The organism is Aliiglaciecola litoralis (assembly GCF_039523355.1).
GTDB classification, from domain to species: Bacteria; Pseudomonadota; Gammaproteobacteria; order Enterobacterales; family Alteromonadaceae; genus Aliiglaciecola; species Aliiglaciecola litoralis.
The window spans coordinates 15,470-32,351 of record NZ_BAAAFD010000005.1; the positions used below are offsets into that span (position 1 = coordinate 15,470).

Genomic DNA, 16,882 nt, shown 5'->3' on the forward strand with positions numbered 1-16,882 from the left:
CGCCCTTATTAAATTTGTAGGCTATTTTTAGTTTACCCTTGGCAATTGTTATTTGCCGTGAACCCCTACCATAGAGCGTCCTGAAGGATCGGCCATCGTCTTGAAGCTGGCATCCCATTCCAAGGCTTCCACCGTGCTACACGCAATCGATTTACCGCCTGGTACACAGTGAGCTGCGCTTTCTTGTGGGAAGTAGCTCTCAAAGATAGTGCGATAGAAATAGCCTTCTTTGGTGTCCGGTGTGTTGATTGGAAAACGGAACTCCGCCGTCGCTAACTGTTGGTCAGTGATTTGTGTATCCACATGCTCTTTAATGGAATCAATCCACGAATAGCCGACACCGTCGCCAAATTGTTCTTTTTGACGCCACAACACTTCAGCGGGCAAATATTCGTTGTTATCGAACGCTTTACGTAAGATCCATTTTTCCATTTTGCCATCGACACACATTTTATCTTGTGGATTTAAACGCATGGCCACATCGATAAATTCTTTATCCAAAAACGGCACGCGGGCTTCAACACCCCATGCGGAGGTAGATTTGTTCGCGCGGGCACAATCAAACATGTGCAGGCGTTCAAGCTTACGCACCGTTTCTTCGTGGAATTCTTTGGCATTAGGGGCTTTATGGAAATACAAATAACCACCAAATATCTCGTCAGCACCCTCGCCCGATAGCACCATTTTAATGCCCATGGCTTTGATTTTTCGACTCATCAAATACATGGGCGTGGCCGCACGTATGGTGGTGGTGTCGTAGGTTTCCAAATAGTAAATCACATCACGAATGGCATCGATGCCTTCTTGGATAGTGAAATGGATCTCATGGTGTACAGTGCCAATCATGTCGGCGACTTTTTTCGCCGCGAGCAAATCTGGTGCGCCCTCTAGGCCAACGGCAAAGGAGTGCAGTCGCGGCCACCATGCCTCTGACTTATCTTCATCTTCGATGCGCTTGGCAACATACTTCGCTGCAATGGCCGACACCAAGGATGAATCCAAACCACCAGAGAGCAATACCGCATAAGGCACATCTGACATCAGGTGCGACTTGACCGACTTTTCTAAGGCTTTTTTCAAATCGTTTAGATCGGTGGTGTTGTCTTTGACCGCATCATAGGACATCCAATCGCGCTGATAATACTTTTTCAACTCACCGGTTTTGCTCCACAGGTAATGTCCCGGTGGAAATTCTTGTACCGTTTTACACACCGGCACCAAGGCTTTCATCTCAGAGGCAACAAAGAAGTTACCGTGCTCGTCAAAGCCGGTATACAGTGGAATGATCCCCATGTGGTCACGTGCGATCAAGTAAGCGTCGAGGGTTTCGTCATACAAAACAAAGGCAAACATCCCTTGCAGATCGTCGATAAAGTCCACGCCCTTTTGTTGATAAAGAGGCAGTATTACTTCGCAATCTGACTTGGTTTTAAAATCGTACGGCTGAGCCAGCCCCTGTTCCAGCGCTTTATGATTATAAATTTCACCATTTACTGCTAACACCTGATTATTATCACGGCTGATCAAAGGTTGCGCACCATTATCAACGTCGACGATCGCAAGGCGTTCGTGACTTAATATAGCGCTATTATTGTTCCAAATGCCTGACCAGTCTGGGCCACGATGGCGTAATAATTTGGAAAGCTCTAACGCTTGCGTCCTAAGTTCTGAAACATCTGATTTGATGTCCAGAATGCCGAATATTCCACACATATTGGGTTATCTCTCTTATTCCGGATTGTGAGTGTTACAGGTATCCCTGTTGAGCAGGGTGAATAAAAAGAAAGGTTAATAGGCGACTTATGTAAAAACATTTCGCTAAACAGCATATTATTATGATGTTTATCCCTCTCCTTAGCGTGAATTTGCCAGTCTGAGCAAAAATTGCAAGGGGAAACTGTAATTAATTTTCAGTTGAGGTTAACAAACTGCTCTAAGATTGATTTAATCTATTGAAATCACTAAAATTTAACCCAAAAGTTGTTTTAGGTTACTTCGTTTCAATCTAATGCCTTTGTGCTAGTCATTTCAAAGTTATTCTTAAGCTTGTATAGGCAAATAGCCTGTTGTGGCAATAATTGTCATCAAAGGGGCAAAAGTGCAAGATGTTCAAGCAAAGATAAACATCACTGTAATCACTGCTCTGGTTGACCTCTGTGCCTTTAAGTGCCCTGAGTGTGAGCGCTTTCTCAAGCTAATCTATAAACTAGATTAATGCGATTGAAATTAATCATTTTAAGTCAAAGCCATCTACTACTACACTTGTTCCATACTTTATCTTTGCACTTACAAAATGGAGCAATAATTAATGACACAAACAAATCCTAACTTCGAAAACAAAGAAGGCCAAAAAGTACCATCGGTAACCTTTAGAACTCGTCAAAACGACGAATGGGTTAATGTCACCAGTGATGAGCTATTTGCTGGCAAAACCGTCGTGGTGTTTTCGCTGCCGGGTGCATTTACACCTACCTGCTCTTCTACGCACTTGCCACGCTACAATGAACTTGCCGCAACCTTTAAGGCTAATGGTGTAGACGATATCGTGTGTATGTCGGTAAACGATACCTTTGTAATGAATGCGTGGGCGGCGGATCAAGAAAGTGACAATGTGACTTTGATCCCCGATGGTAATGGTGAATTCACCGATGGCATGGGCTTGTTGGTTGATAAAAAAGACTTAGGTTTTGGTAAACGTAGCTGGCGCTATTCAATGCTGGTTAAAGATGGCGTGGTTGACAAAATGTTCATCGAGCCAGATCTACCAGGCGACCCGTTTGAAGTGTCTGATGCAGACACTATGCTTGATTATGTTGCGCCGGGTGCAAGCAAGCCTTCAGCCGTTTCGTTATTTACCAAGCCGGGCTGCCCATTTTGCGTAAAAGCCAAAGCGCTACTTACTGACAAAGGGTACAGCTTCGAAGAAATCGTATTGGGCACTAGTGCCTCACTGACGTCTTTAAAGGCAATTAGTGGGCGTGACACGGTTCCGCAAGTGTTTATCGGTGGTAAACATATCGGTGGCAGCGTGGAACTAGAAGCACACTTGAGCGCTTAGACTGCGCTCAGGAAGGAGCCTGTGCATTGGCCACAACCAGTGCATTGACTCAACAATTTATTACATATGTAAAGGGTAGCCATTCGCTACCCTTTTTATTATTTTCACGCCTTTTAGCCAATGCCAACTTACTCGACTGCCATCTTGCTCACCACTGTTTGTTGGCGAGTCACTATTCCTGTGGTTAATTCACGAAAATGATAGCCAACCCTAGCCGGGCTGTTTATAGTTATTTCAGAATTATAAAAGGGAATGTCAAAATGAAAAAAATTTTCAGCTTGTTGCTATTTGGTGCAAGCATCACCTTCATGGTGGACGCGCAAGAAGTGCCTTGGTTAAGCCCATTTGATGGGTTTTATAAAAACGAATTAGGCAGCACGAAACCCTGTAGTAAGGTGCAAGACTCAGTATATCGAGTGTGCTCATCAGCACTCAAAAATGATGGCAATGCCCCCTATGTTTATCACCATAACCAACCGACAGACACCACAGTAGTGCTGTTTCATGGGTTGAGTGACTCTCCGTATTTTTTAAGCTCGATTGCCCCAGCGTTTCACAACTTAGGCTACACAGTGATAGTCGCATTGTTGCCGGGTCACGGTAAACTTGATGCCGATGATGATATGGAAGACGGCGATTTGGCCAAACGCTGGACCAAACATGTAAAAGAAGTGATGGATTTTGCGCATACACTCAGTCCCAATATTTACTTAGGCGGTTTTTCCACCGGTGGTGCCTTGGCCACACAATATGCCTTGGATAATCAGGATAAAGTTAAAGGTCTGCTGTTATTTTCTGGGGCCTTAGCACTGGACGAGTCGGTGGAAAATATGGCCGGTTACTGGGGCATTAAACTGCTTGCTAATATTTTGGATTGGACTTATGAGACTCAAGGACCTAACCCTTACAAGTATCCCAGTGTGGCAAAGCACGGCGCCTTTATGCTTACCGACATCATTTTTGATGTGAGGAAAAAGATCGAGCAGGGCAAGACACCGGATCTAGCGATTTTTTCAGCTCATTCCGAAGCTGACGTGACAACCCCTATTCGCGGTGTAAAACAACTATTGGCAGCGAATAAAGGCGACAGCGTTACCTTCTTCATCGCTAAAGAATTTGATGTTTGCCATGCCGATTTAGTTGTTAACGATGCACAAATTACCCACATGGCCTTTGATGCGTCTATGGTAGATGCTTCCGAATCGTGTGCTGTACCTAAAGCCAATCCTAAACACGCCGAAATGTTAGATGCCGCGGTCTTGTTTTTGCGCACGACGTCAGCCAATAACCAGGAAGTTAGCCAATGAATTCTTCGACAAAAATCACTTTATATCATGCCCCTAATACTCGCTCCACCGGAGTGCTGACCTTGTTACAAGAGTTGGATGTAGACTATGACATCCATTTGTTGCGGTTTGCCACTAACGATCACAAAAGTGCCGAATATCTGGCCATTAACCCCATGGGCAAAGTACCGGCGATCAAACACGGTGATGCCGTGGTGACTGAACAAGTTGCCATTTACTTATATTTAGCGGATTTGTATCAGGATAAAGGGTTAGCGCCAGCATTGGATGATCCTAGACGAGGAGAATATTTACGTTGGATGGTATTTTACGGTAGTTGTTTTGAACCGGCGATCATTGATAAATCCAGTCAGGTTTTGCATAGCTCAAAAACCGCCTGTCCTTACGGCGATTTCGATACCATGCTCAATACAGTGTTAGGCCAGCTGAAAAAACATGACTATATTGCAGGCGATAAGTTTACCGCTGCCGATATTCTGTGGGGCAGTTCGTTAGGCTGGATCATGCAATTTAAACTGGTGGATGAAACCCCTGAGCTGTTGGCCTATGTCAAACGCATCACCGGTCGTGAGTCGTTTGCCAAGTCGAACAAAATTGATCAAGATTATACGGCTGATGACGACGTTTAACATACGCATTAGGGTAGCTTTGTGCTGAGGTTACTCCACCCCAAGGGCTTCTTTTAACGCCGCAAGTTGTTGTTTTAAGTCTGCTACTTCCGCTTCAAGTGATGATACCCGTTCTAGCAAGGTGTCATTAGCAGGTGTGGCCCCCGAGCTGGTTGATTGGCTCATTGCGTTAAGGTCGGGCTCGCCGCAGAACAAATGCATATAGCGAGATTCGCGTTTGCCAGGCTCTCTGGGTAACTTAACGACGATCTGCTCGCCATTGTGTTGGTGCAAATGATCCAGCACTTGTTCAACTTCATCGACGCCAGAGAACTGCGCCAATCGATTGGTTCGGGTTCTGAGCTCGCCAGGTGTCTGCGCGCCGCGTAATAACAACACACAGACCACAGCAAATTGTTGACGAGTGAGCTTCAAGTCGCCGAACTCAGTATTGCAGAATCGGTGTTTATATTTGACCACGCGACTGCCAAACCCACTTTGTTCGCTTACCTGTTTGAGCTCTTTTAATTCGTCTAATGCATTTTGCACTTCACTTTCATCAAGCGCCATGACCGGATCACGATTACTCTTTTGATTGCAGCCTAAGGTTAAGGCATTCAATGACAGCGGATATTGATCAGGTGTCGTCACTTCCTTTTCCATCAATACTCCTATCACTCTAGCTTGTATCGCAGTTAATTGAATTATCATCTTGGCTTATTTCCTTAAGCTGTTTTTAGTTCTTTATCTAACAAATACGGCAACGCTAAGAGCTGGCACACTAAAACCATCGACGCTGGTGGTGGCCGACTTAATCACCGGATCAAACCCAGCTTGCTGCACAGGATGCAGTTTATAGCGCTCAGCACCTAAATACGAAAACTGTTGGGTACTGCCAGTGTGGTTAAATATGACCATGAGCTTTTCAATATTCGAGTCCAGATCACGAGAGTAGGGATCATCAATGCTCATCACGATTAAACCCAATTGTTGATCTGGACCGGTATTGTGAAATTCTACGCGACGAATAATCTGATCGGCATCCCGTAAACTAAATAACGGCGTAGAGGTGCGAATGCGCAAGAAATCCATAAATACCTGTGAGGCCGTTTCAATATCCGCCGGACTGACGATATCTCGTCCTTGGTTTTGGCTGATGATGCGCTTGATAATGTCCCAATTCGCCTCGTCTTTACCGGCGGGGGGCAAACCCACATTGTAATTGTTGGTTTGTTTGGCATAGTCCACTTTGTTGAACCAATCGCCATAATCATAACTGTCGCGTAAAAAGGATTTTGAGCGCAGTAATTCACTGCCCATATGAATAAAGGGGATGCCCTGTGCCATTAGTGGGTAGGCCAAAGACAATATCTGCATTCTGACTCTGTCAGCGGTAGATACTTCACTGGCAATGCGGTATTGATTGTTGTCCCACAGGGTTTGGTTATCGTGTTTGGACACGTAATTGATCACATCTGCAGGATCAAGTGCATAGCCAGTTGCAGCCCCGCCGTAATCGATATCTCGACCGAACACGCGCTGTCCTTGTGCGTTCTCAATCGGAAAGATAGCGAGATTTCCCGCCAAGCCTATTCTGGCTTGATCTAACGACAGCTTATATTCGGTCATCATTTGCGCTTGATTTTGTGCTGTTTGTAGCTCGTTGGGCAGGCTGATAAGGCCATTACCTAATCCCTGTCCTTGACGGATCTGCTCTTTGGAAACAAAGGATGAGCCGCCTCGAACGGCATCACGAAGACGATCGGTGAAAGTTCCAATTTCCGAACCTGCCAGCTCGTTTTGTGTGGCCTGCACAAAACGCGCATTATTTGCCACTTCACCAAAGTTCCAGCCTTCTCCGTAGAAATAAGTGTCGGGGTCGATTTGGCGAACCGCTTGTCGAGCCTCTAACATCAAAGACTTGGGCTGATGGCCCATGAGATCAAAACGAAAGCCATCGATTTTGTAATCTTCAGCCCAGACCTTGAGAGAGTCGATCATCAACTTGGCCATCATACGGTGCTCTGTGGCGGTATTGTCACAGCAGGTTGACTGTTCTACTGTTCCGCTGATGGGGTTGAGACGATGATAGTAATTGGGAACAACTTTATCCAATACCGACTTAGGACCGACACCGGCGGCAAAGGTATGGTTGTAAACTACGTCCATGATCACGCGAAAACCCAGTTGGTGCAGGCGTTGGACCATTTGGCGAAATTCAATTATTCGACTTATCCCGTCTGGGTTTAACGCATAGCTACCTTCAGGAACTGTGTAATGATAAGGATCGTAGCCCCAGTTGAAGGCATCAAATGTCCGAATTTTTTCGATTAGGCTCTGGGCATCGGCTGATAAAGGATCAAAGCTTTGTAACAACGACTTTAAGGTCGTGTTTTTATCCATGTCGCTGGTACAAAGTGAGATATCGGTAATGAGATCACATACTTTGGCTAAGTCATCGTTTAAGGAGATGACTTGTGCGGGCTGCTCATTCACTGTGGTGATATCATAGACTGGTAACAGATGAATGGTATTGAGACCGGCTTCGCGCAGCGCTTTCAAATGATTAACACTGTTGCTGTGCGCCTGGCTAAATGCGGCATATTTCCCCGCCAGTTGAGGATCGGATAAGCTGCTATCGGATGCACTAAAATCGCGTACGTGAGTTTCATAGATAACCAATTCTTCCGGCGAGTTCACTTCTGGAATTTGCTGATATTGCCAACCTTGAGGCTGGGTGGAACTGCTTTTGAGATCCACCACTTGGGAAAATTGGCTATTGGTTGCCAAGCTCAACGAATAAGGGTCGGTACTGCGCAGTGTTTCAATGCGCTGGGTACTCGGGTGGTACAACTGGATTTGGTATAGATAATAGGTTCCCTGAGGGGCATGTTGTGAGATACCGCTCCAGATCCCGGTCATCGGATCTTCGGTTAATTGAATTGTGCCTTGTTCCAATGGCAGTTGATTGCTGTCGTACAACCTCACTTGCACCTCTTTAGCGGTAGGTGCCCAGATAGCAAAACGAGTGACGTCGTTGTCAATGCGCGCGCCGTAACTATCAAATTCGTCCGCATCGTCATTGCCCAAGGTGTACAAATAATCCAACACTAACGGGATCTGTACAAAGGATAAGCGTGTGGTGTTGCCCAATTCATCTTGGTCAATTACCGCAAGTTGTTGTTTCAGCGCTTGTTTGACTTGCTCAACCGATAAATCAACTGAGTAGGCGTAGAAGGTTTTGAGATGCGGATGTAATGACGTTAACCAATTTGGGTTGTCGGTTGGCGTTAAGCTATATACCGCGCTAATCCCATCTTGAGCACGGATATTGCCGTTATTCGACAGAGCTAAAACCGCAGAATTAAGCGGCTTATCGACAAGCAACAGATCCGGTCTCACCCAATGCGCGGCAAAATCATTTTGGATGGCTTGAAAATTGAAAGAATATTTTGCTGAGCCAGCTGTATTTTTTGGTTTAGTCGTGTTGCTGCAACTGCTTAGCAACACAGCCGTAATAATCGATGCTGCAATTAATAGCCATTTTTTAAAATTACCCAAACTCATTTTATCTCTTCCTAGTTGAACTCGACCCAAGGTATTCCCCAACGAACTGATTGTTAGTATTTATCACGTTGTTTGCGCGGTCATTCAGTTTGAACCTAATGCCTGCAAAAACTGCCGTTATGTGCTGTGTATTATCGCACCATAGAATGTGTCATGCATAATTACTTCACGCTGATGATACACTTTCTAAATCGTTTAACTTAGTGGATTAAAGTAACCTTTTTCAGGCGCAAATGACAAGTGCCATCAACCAATCTGGAGTTGTATTTTTAGCGCAATATTTCTCGTTAAACGTATTTTCATCGTAAGGTTTCGCTTGTATCAAGGCGTGCTTGCAAGCTCGTGCATATATTCCCAATTAGATGAAAAACATAAGAAATTTTCTATACTAGTGAAAATTATCTGCTAATCTAATAATTAGCGTGTAATACAAACGTGATTTACATTTTACTTTGAAATATCTATACATCTGCCGGCGTTTCGCAAGAGCTAGTTCGTTTTGGACATTTTCTGTTAGTAACATCCCATGTATATCGTTCTACACAGCTAAACCAGCGTACATGCGCTATTTATTAACGAAAATTAGGAAAATATTATGTCTAAATCAACGGGAACTGTTAAATGGTTCAATGCAGACAAAGGTTTTGGATTTATCACTCCAGATAATGGCGGCTCTGACGTATTCGTTCACTTCCGTGCAATTCAGTCTGATGGATACAAAAGCTTGAACGAAGGCCAACAAGTGTCATTCGACATCGAGCAAGGACAAAAAGGTCCTCAAGCAGCAAACGTAACAGTTTAAGCGCTTAACATTATGAATTGAAAGCGCCAGCATCAAGCTGGCGTTTTTGTTTCAAAAAACCTTAGTCATCCCCGAGGTGCTCTCTACCACTGTCATCCCCGAGGTCTCTCTACCACTGTCATCCCCGAGGTGCTTTTGGTCGGGGATCTGGTGAACAGTCTTCCGCAGTCAATACAAACAGGAGTCAAGAAGATCCCGGCCTTAAGAGCGTTGCCGGGATGACGATGTTGGAAAGCGTTGCCGGGATGACAAGGTCTGTGTCATCCCCGAGGTGTTCTCTACTACTGTCATCCCCGAGGTCTCTTGGTCGGGGATCTCGTGAACAATCTTCCGCAGTCAATACAAACAGGATTCAGGAAGATCCCGGCCTTAAGAGCGTTGCCGGGATGACAATGTTGGAAAGCATTGCCGGGATGACGATGTCACTGTCATCCCCGAGGTGCTCTCTACCACTGTCATCCCCGAGGTCTCTTGGTCGGGGATCTCGTGAACAGTCTTCCGTAGTCAATACAAACAGGAGTCAAGAAGATCCCGGCCTTAAGAGCGTTGCCGGGATGACGATTTTTTATCGACTACCGGGATGACACGATATGCCAACACTACTGCCCGTAACCATCCGGGTTTTTCGATTGCCAATTCCATGAATCGCGGCACATCTCGGCCAAGCCTTTTTCTGCCGTCCAATCTAATTCTTCTTTGGCCAGTTTTGGATCAGCGTAACAAGCTGCAACATCGCCACTTCGTCTGGGCACAATTTGATACGGGATCGGGCGGCCACTTTGCTTTTCAAACTCTTTCACCATATCCAGCACGCTATAGCCTTGGCCAGTGCCTAAATTATAGGTCACCAGCCCCACATTTTGCTTAAGCTTATCAAGTGCTTTCAAATGTCCTTGAGCCAGATCTTCGACGTGAATATAGTCTCGAACACCGGTGCCATCAGGGGTATCGTAATCATCTCCAAATACCGATAGCTGCTCTCTTTTGCCTGTTGCCACTTGGGTAATAAAGGGCATCAGATTATTGGGAATACCATTGGGATCTTCACCAATCCTGCCCGAGGGATGCGCCCCAGCAGGATTGAAATAACGCAGCAATGCAATATTCCAACTGTTATCTGAATTGTGTAGATCTTTTAACACCAACTCGACCATTAACTTAGACTGACCGTAAGGATTGGTTGGCTGTCCGGTGGGCAGGCTCTCATGCAAAGGCAAGGTTGTTGGATCACCATAGACTGTAGCCGAGGAGCTAAAGACTAAATTTTTCACACCAAAGCGCGCCATCGATTCGCAAAGCACCAAGGTGCCATACACGTTATTGCGATAGTAAGCCAACGGCTTTTCTACGGACTCGCCCACGGCCTTTAATCCAGCAAAGTGGATCACCGATTCGACCTTGTGATTAGCAAATAGTTTATCAAGCAGGGCACCGTCTTGGATGTCACCCTCAACCAAAATGACTTGTTTATCGGTCAGCTCCTCAACCCGTCTTACAGACTCCGCTGAAGAATTACAGAAATTGTCGAGAACAATTACCGTGTGGCCTTGTTCTAATAATTGCAACACCGTATGGCTGCCGATGTAACCGGCTCCGCCTGTTACCAAAATGGTCGACATATTATTCGTCTCCTTGTGAAGGGGTAGGGTCTTTTAAATATTTTGCGCTAAGACTGTATTGCAAGGGTTTTAAAAAAAACGGGTAAGCTAGAATAAATAATCCGGCCCATACCAATGCCAGCCAGTCTTGCGAAGCGCGTAAAATAAACACGAATACCGGTACCATGATCAGCAGTTTGAAAATATTCAGGATCATCTTTTCTGGCGGCGTCAGTTTGTTTTCGGCCGCGCGCAATTTTTCCATTCTTTCGCCCATACTCAGCCCTTTGAGCTGCGGTATCTGGCGGGTTGAAAAATAAAACTTCAAATTATTACCTTCAATTTAAACTATAAAATCAGTGTTTAGAAAACCAACCAACACAAACAAAAACGCCTCAAATCAATTAGTTTGACCTGAGGCGTTATTCTAAAGTGTTGTTTAAAAATTAATAGCGCTTTTTAAACTATTAATTCATAGGTTGAGGTTTTGCATCAACGTCTTTAGCTGGCGGTACTTCGTCAGTAAAGTTGTTTGCCAGCTTTTCCCATTTTCTTGTTTTAAGCGTAAATAGCGCAATGACAATACCGATAGCAATACTGAAAAATGCGATTTGCAAATACAAGTTTGGCATTTGATCAACATTCTCTGGATCGAAATTACCGGCTAATAAGCCTGCGACCACGTTTCCGATTGAATAGGTCAACACGAATACGCCCATCATTTGACCGGCAAAACGTTTAGGTGACAATTTGCTCACTGCACTCAGTGCCACTGGGCTTAGACATAACTCCCCCACTGTATGTAGGAAGTAAGTGGCCACCAACCAATAAGGAGCTACTTTTAAGCCACTAGCCGCTAATTGCGCTGCAAAAAACATCACGATAAAGCCTGTCGCCATAATGACGAGACCGGCTGCACACTTGATGCCATATGAAGGCGTGATCATTCGTTTACCTAGGTTTACCCATAAAGCAGCAAAGAAAGGCGATAATAAAATGATGAAAATTGAGTTGGCAGATTGGAACCACGCTGTGGGGATTTCAAAGGTACCCACTAGTCTGTCTGTGTAATCTCGACCAAATAGGTTCAATGAAGACCCGGCTTGTTCAAACCCGGCCCAAAAGCAGATTGAAGCTATGCAGACTAAAAACAACGCACCTAAACTGCGTTTTTCATCGCCAGAAAGATCACCGAAAAGGAACACGCTAGCGTAGTAAGCCAAAAATACCGCTGTAATTAACAACGCTGTATATTGTGCTGCAGTGACAGGATTAAACGTCAGTCTTCCAGATATCATTAAAAACGCGACAGCGATAAGTCCAACTAAGAACGCACCGATAACTGCCCAACTTGTTTTTTGCGCCTTTGGTGACATCTCTAAAATAGGTTTTTCACCAGCGCCTTCTAGTTTGTGCAAGGTAGCGCGATATTGAATTAGACCAATCGCCATACCGACAGCCGCTGCACCGAATGCCCAATGATAGCCTTTTTCGACTTGTAGATAACCACATACGCCATAGCCAATGACCGAGCCGATGTTAATACCCATATAATAAAGCGTGTAGCCCGCGTCACGACGAGAATCTTGCGCGCTATATAGTTGTCCAACCATAGCGCCGATGTTGGGTTTAAGTAACCCGGTACCCAGCACAACCAAGATAAGGCCTACAAAGAAGGTATAGTTACTTGGGATGGCCAGCACAATGTGGCCAGTCATGATAGTTAAACCGCCATACCACACCGCTTTTTGACCACCGATTAAACGGTCAGCAATCCAACCGCCCGGTAAACCCATAAAATAGACAAAACCGGTGTACAGACCATAAATTGCGGTTGCAGAGGCCACGGTAATACCTAAACCTTGCTCTTGTATACTTGCCGTCATAAATAACACGAGCAAAGCACGCATGCCGTAGTAACTCATGCGTTCCCACATCTCGGTAAAAAATAGCGTTTGCAGGCCACCAGGGTGACCTAAAAAATCAGGTGTTTTCGAATTCATTATTGCTGCCTTTAGGTGTGAAATTTAAACGAACGATATTGTTATTGTTCGCCATAACACTGTTTTTATAATAATTATCTTGGCTCATTAGCTCATAATAGTGCCCAGAGCAGGCACGTTTATACTAAAGCTGAGCAAACAAAACAATAAAACTAGGTGGATTAACTGAACTTCATTCATTCAACGTCAATTAAAGTTCACAATATAGCATTGATTATTAAACAAAATTTGCCTTGTTTTGGTGCAGAACCCTATGTTTGGCGTTAAAATAATCTCACGCTTTGTAAAGTAACATTATGTAGTCACCAAAAAGTCTTGTCTAAAGATAGGGTGTACAGAAAAAGCTACATTAAAAGACGAATAAACAGGATAACCGGTGTTTGATGTGCCAATCTGTAACATTTCGGTTAAATTTTTTAACACTAATATGCTGGTTTTCATGCTGCCAAATCTGCTATGATGCGCCCGTGAAACTGTACGGCACCAAAATAACTTAAGCAGGAACTAATGGAACTGAGCTTCTTTCTGTTTAAAAAACAAATGGATAGCGGAGCTAGCTGGATGTATTTTGCTCTGACCGGTAAGTACAGTGTTGTATTGAGGCTTGATTATTGCTTTCACTAACGCAATGAACTGACAAGGGATCTTGTAATTTATGTTTGCCCACTTGGAATTTATTCCACTTTTTACTGCATTTTTTGTTGCGGTTATACTTCTTGTTGTTATGACACCTTTTGCCCATCAATTGGGATTGGTTGATCATCCTTCTGCTCGCAAGCAGCACAATGGCATGGTTCCATTAACTGGTGGCGTGGCCATTTTTGGTGCAGTGCTGATCACCAGTGTGCTCACTGATGTGTGGTTCAAAAACGGTTCTTTATTTTTTACAGCTTCATTTTTTATAATTTTACTCGGCATGCTGGATGACAAATTCGACTTGAGCGCTAAAGGTCGATTGATGTGTCAATTCGGTGTCGCCGCCATCATGGCGTGGGCAGCGCAAAACTACATTACCTCTTTAGGTAACGTTTTTGGCTTTGGTAATACCGATTTCGGTCTCTTTGGTTATTTCTTCACCCTCGTTTGCGTAGTGGGTGTGATCAATGCATTTAATATGATTGATGGTATTGATGGCCTTGCTGGTGGAATGAGCCTAATCGTATTGCTCGCAGTGGTTTTCTTATTACTGATGTCTGGAAACGGCCAAGCGGTCATGGCGCCGATGATGGTCATCGCTGCGATTGTGCCTTTTCTTGCTTTTAATCTAAGTTGGAAGGGATTCAAGGGCAACAAAATTTTTATGGGCGACAGTGGCAGCATGTTTGTTGGCCTTACTATCGTTTGGTTGATGGTCGACTTCACCCAAGGTGCTGAAGCGGCAATGCGCCCCATTACTGCAGTTTGGATCATTGGTCTGCCTCTTATGGATATGGCCGCCATTATGTATAGACGTGCTAAGAAAGGGCAGTCTGTGCTTAGACCAGATCGTCAACACTTACACAACATATTCATGCGAGCTGGGCTTTCCTCAAGACGCTCGCTTGCCGCTATTCTATTAATGGGATGTGGTTATGCGACTATTGGTATTCTAGGTGAAATTTATGCGGTGCCAGAATATGTCATGTTTTGGAGCTTTATCGTGTCGCTTATTGCCTACAGCTGGGTGATTCAAAATATCTGGAATATTTTACGGTTTATCAGAAATCGCAATAAAAATGCCTAGCCAACTCGGCATTGTGTTATTCGGTTTATGCCTGCGATTCTTTGCAAAACGCTGTTAAGGCGTTAGTATCTGTTTACTTATTTAGTGGTCTCCCAAAATACATGAAAAAAATTGTACTTACACTTTGCGGCATATGTATGTTGCAAGGCTGCTCTACTATCGAGCAACCTACCGCCCAGCGACCGTTGGTTGAACACGAATATGTCGACCCCGCTGAGCAAGTTGAGTCGCCCCTAGCATCGGCGTTAACTGATGTGCCTGCAGGTGCTACGCGCGTTGTTGGTGGAAAACAGATCCAATTTGGTCGAACCTTTTTTGCCGCCTCAGGACTGTTATGCCGGAACTTAGTGGATCATTCAAATCAAGAACGAATTTATTGTAAACGCTCACAGAGTAATTGGTTTGCAGTGAATAACGTCATTGCACAATACTCGGAAAGTCAGGAGTTGGAAGCGAAATAATGACTTGTAACTTACGAATAATTGGCTGTCTGCTAGCAACATTATGGTTTTCAGGTACTGCGTTGGCGCAACAAACCTTGACCGAAGAGCAACTTCAACAGGCTCAACAAGCCGGACAAAGTGAGCGAGTTGATCTTTCTCAATACATTCAATCCGGTGGTAACAGCACCGGTAGAAATAAACCCATTAATATTCCGACGCGCTCAGGTCCGATGCCTGCAGGCGAAGAAGGTCTGCCGCCACCTTATGGCGCTAATTTGTTCGAAGGTGGATACGAGTCTGAACGCAGTGACGGATTAAACAGCAGCTATTTAGTTGCCCCTGGGGATAAAATCTCGGTACAAATGTGGGGGGCGGTGAATCAAGCGCAAGTGCTGACCGTGGATAATCAAGGTAATATCTTCATACCCGACATTGGTCCGGTTAAAGTCAAAGATGTCCCTGCTAATCGCGTTAATAGTGTGGTTACCCAAAGCATAAAATCTATCTATACCAATAATGTCAGTGTTTACGTTAATTTGCTGACAGCAACACCAGTGAGTGTGTTTGTCGCAGGACCTGTTGTTAGGCCAGGACAATACGCAGGCTTAGCCTCAGATTCAGTGTTGTTCTATTTGAAAAGGGCGGGAGGTATCGACCCACACCGAGGCAGCTATAGAAGTATTCAAGTAATGAGACAAGGAAAACGGGTCTTACAATACGATCTGTATAACTTTCTAAAAGAAGGTCAGTTACCGGCCTTTTCATTCAAAGATGAAGATGTAATATTGGTTGGCGAACAAGGTGCTATGGTCACCGTAGAGGGAGCGGCTCGCTACCCATTTAGATTTGAACTAACGGATAATTCACGCTCAGGCGAATCGCTGATGCAATATGCTAGGCCGCTAGCCAAAACCAGTCATGTCGCGGTTACGGGCAGTCGACCAGAAGGCCCCATTTCAGTTTACTTACCGATTAAAGAATTCGATGAATTTGGCATGTCAGACGGCGATATTGTACTGTTTAATGATGATATTCGACCGCAAGTGATAAGCGTACAAATCTCCGGTAGTTACTTAGGCCCCTCATTTTACACCGTTGAGAAAGATGCACGATTGCTTGACTTGCTTAATCACGTTGAAATAAATCCTGAACAGGCTAACTACGGTGCCATTTATATTAAGCGCAAGAGTGTGGCCGAACAGCAAAAAGAGCTGATAAACGAATCATTAAACCGATTAGAGCGCAGTATTTTCACAGCGCCTGCAAGCAGTGACGGTGAAGCCAGAATTCGAGCGCAAGAAGCGCAACTGGTTTCACAGTTTGTGGCAAGAGCACGGCAAATAGAACCGCTAGGCAAAGTGATTGTTTCTGAAAATGGCAAAGTTGCTAATATCCGTTTAGAGCAAGGGGATGAGATTGTCATTCCCGCGCAGACCGATTTGATCCAAGTATCTGGCGAAGTGCTCATGCCGCAGGCCATTGTGTATAACCCAAATGCAACTATCGATGATTATATCGCTTGGGCCGGGGGCTTTAGCGAGCGCGCCGACGATGACCGCATTGCGGTGGTACATGCCAACGGACTCACTTCGTTTATGGAGTCAGGTGGCGGCCATTGGTATCATGAAAAACAAGGCAAAACCTTAGTTGCTGGCGATCAAATATTGGTCTTACCAAAAGTTGACACTAAGTTTATGCAGGCCATTAAAGATGTGACTCAGATTATTTATCAAGTCGCCATTGCTGCCAATGTCGCTGTTAGATAACCGATAA

The 16,882-nt window shown here is 44.7% G+C and carries 13 protein-coding genes; 7 read left to right on the forward strand and 6 right to left on the reverse strand.

Features of this window, described 5'->3' with window-relative positions; genetic code table 11:
- Positions 1-48: 48 nt before the first annotated feature.
- Positions 49-1,713 (reverse strand): asparagine synthase B, encoded by a 1,665-nt coding sequence (gene asnB, locus ABD036_RS09975; RefSeq protein ID WP_343859362.1) that lies wholly within the window; start codon positions 1,711-1,713, stop codon positions 49-51.
- 595 nt (positions 1,714-2,308) lie between these two features.
- On the opposite strand from asnB, the gene ABD036_RS09980 reads away from it, so the two are divergent.
- The 3 genes from ABD036_RS09980 (at position 2,309) to ABD036_RS09990 (ending at position 4,994) form a co-directional block, all read left to right on the forward strand.
- Positions 2,309-3,058, forward strand: coding sequence for a glutathione peroxidase (locus ABD036_RS09980; RefSeq protein WP_343859364.1), 750 nt, complete (start codon positions 2,309-2,311; stop codon positions 3,056-3,058).
- A 260-nt stretch (positions 3,059-3,318) separates the two neighbouring features.
- On the forward strand, positions 3,319-4,365 hold the full coding sequence (locus ABD036_RS09985; protein ID WP_343859366.1) for an alpha/beta hydrolase: 1,047 nt from the start codon (positions 3,319-3,321) through the stop codon (positions 4,363-4,365).
- Positions 4,362-4,994, forward strand: a complete 633-nt coding sequence (locus tag ABD036_RS09990; RefSeq protein WP_343859368.1) for a glutathione S-transferase family protein — start codon at positions 4,362-4,364, stop codon at positions 4,992-4,994. The genes ABD036_RS09985 and ABD036_RS09990 overlap by 4 nt, the downstream gene beginning before the upstream one ends.
- Positions 4,995-5,024: 30 nt before the next feature.
- On the opposite strand, the gene ABD036_RS09995 is transcribed toward ABD036_RS09990, so the two are convergent.
- Positions 5,025-5,684, reverse strand: a complete 660-nt coding sequence (locus ABD036_RS09995; RefSeq protein ID WP_343859371.1) for a YceH family protein — start codon at positions 5,682-5,684, stop codon at positions 5,025-5,027.
- A 33-nt stretch (positions 5,685-5,717) separates the two neighbouring features.
- Positions 5,718-8,540: a pullulanase-type alpha-1,6-glucosidase gene (gene pulA / locus ABD036_RS10000; protein ID WP_343859374.1), complete on the reverse strand. Its 2,823-nt coding sequence runs from the start codon at positions 8,538-8,540 to the stop codon at positions 5,718-5,720.
- Positions 8,541-9,135: 595 nt separating this feature from the next.
- Between pulA and cspE the strand changes: the two genes are divergently transcribed.
- Entirely contained in the window at positions 9,136-9,342 is a 207-nt protein-coding gene (cspE, locus tag ABD036_RS10005) for a transcription antiterminator/RNA stability regulator CspE (protein ID WP_343859378.1), read from the forward strand.
- A 599-nt stretch (positions 9,343-9,941) separates the two neighbouring features.
- Here cspE and galE read toward each other — a convergent pair.
- From galE to ABD036_RS10020, 3 genes are all read right to left on the reverse strand, one after another.
- Positions 9,942-10,961 carry a UDP-glucose 4-epimerase GalE gene (gene galE, locus ABD036_RS10010; RefSeq protein ID WP_343859381.1) on the reverse strand — a complete coding sequence of 340 codons (1,020 nt, stop codon included), beginning with the start codon at positions 10,959-10,961 and terminating at the stop codon, positions 9,942-9,944.
- 1 nt (position 10,962) lies between these two features.
- Positions 10,963-11,268, reverse strand: coding sequence for a DUF6170 family protein (locus ABD036_RS10015; protein ID WP_343859384.1), 306 nt, complete (start codon positions 11,266-11,268; stop codon positions 10,963-10,965).
- 139 nt (positions 11,269-11,407) lie between these two features.
- Positions 11,408-12,943: a peptide MFS transporter gene (locus ABD036_RS10020; protein ID WP_343859386.1), complete on the reverse strand. Its 1,536-nt coding sequence runs from the start codon at positions 12,941-12,943 to the stop codon at positions 11,408-11,410.
- A gap of 655 nt (positions 12,944-13,598) precedes the next feature.
- Between ABD036_RS10020 and wecA the strand changes: the two genes are divergently transcribed.
- The 3 genes from wecA to ABD036_RS10035 all read left to right on the forward strand — a co-directional run bounded on the left by wecA (position 13,599) and on the right by ABD036_RS10035 (position 16,875).
- Positions 13,599-14,666, forward strand: coding sequence for a UDP-N-acetylglucosamine--undecaprenyl-phosphate N-acetylglucosaminephosphotransferase (gene wecA, locus ABD036_RS10025; RefSeq protein WP_343859388.1), 1,068 nt, complete (start codon positions 13,599-13,601; stop codon positions 14,664-14,666).
- A gap of 101 nt (positions 14,667-14,767) precedes the next feature.
- Complete coding sequence (locus ABD036_RS10030; RefSeq protein WP_343859390.1) at positions 14,768-15,127, forward strand: hypothetical protein; 360 nt, start codon at positions 14,768-14,770, stop codon at positions 15,125-15,127.
- A complete protein-coding gene (locus tag ABD036_RS10035) occupies positions 15,127-16,875 on the forward strand; it encodes a polysaccharide biosynthesis/export family protein (RefSeq protein ID WP_343859392.1) in 1,749 nt (582 codons plus the stop codon). Before ABD036_RS10030 ends, ABD036_RS10035 begins: the two co-directional genes overlap by 1 nt.
- Positions 16,876-16,882: the final 7 nt, after the last annotated feature.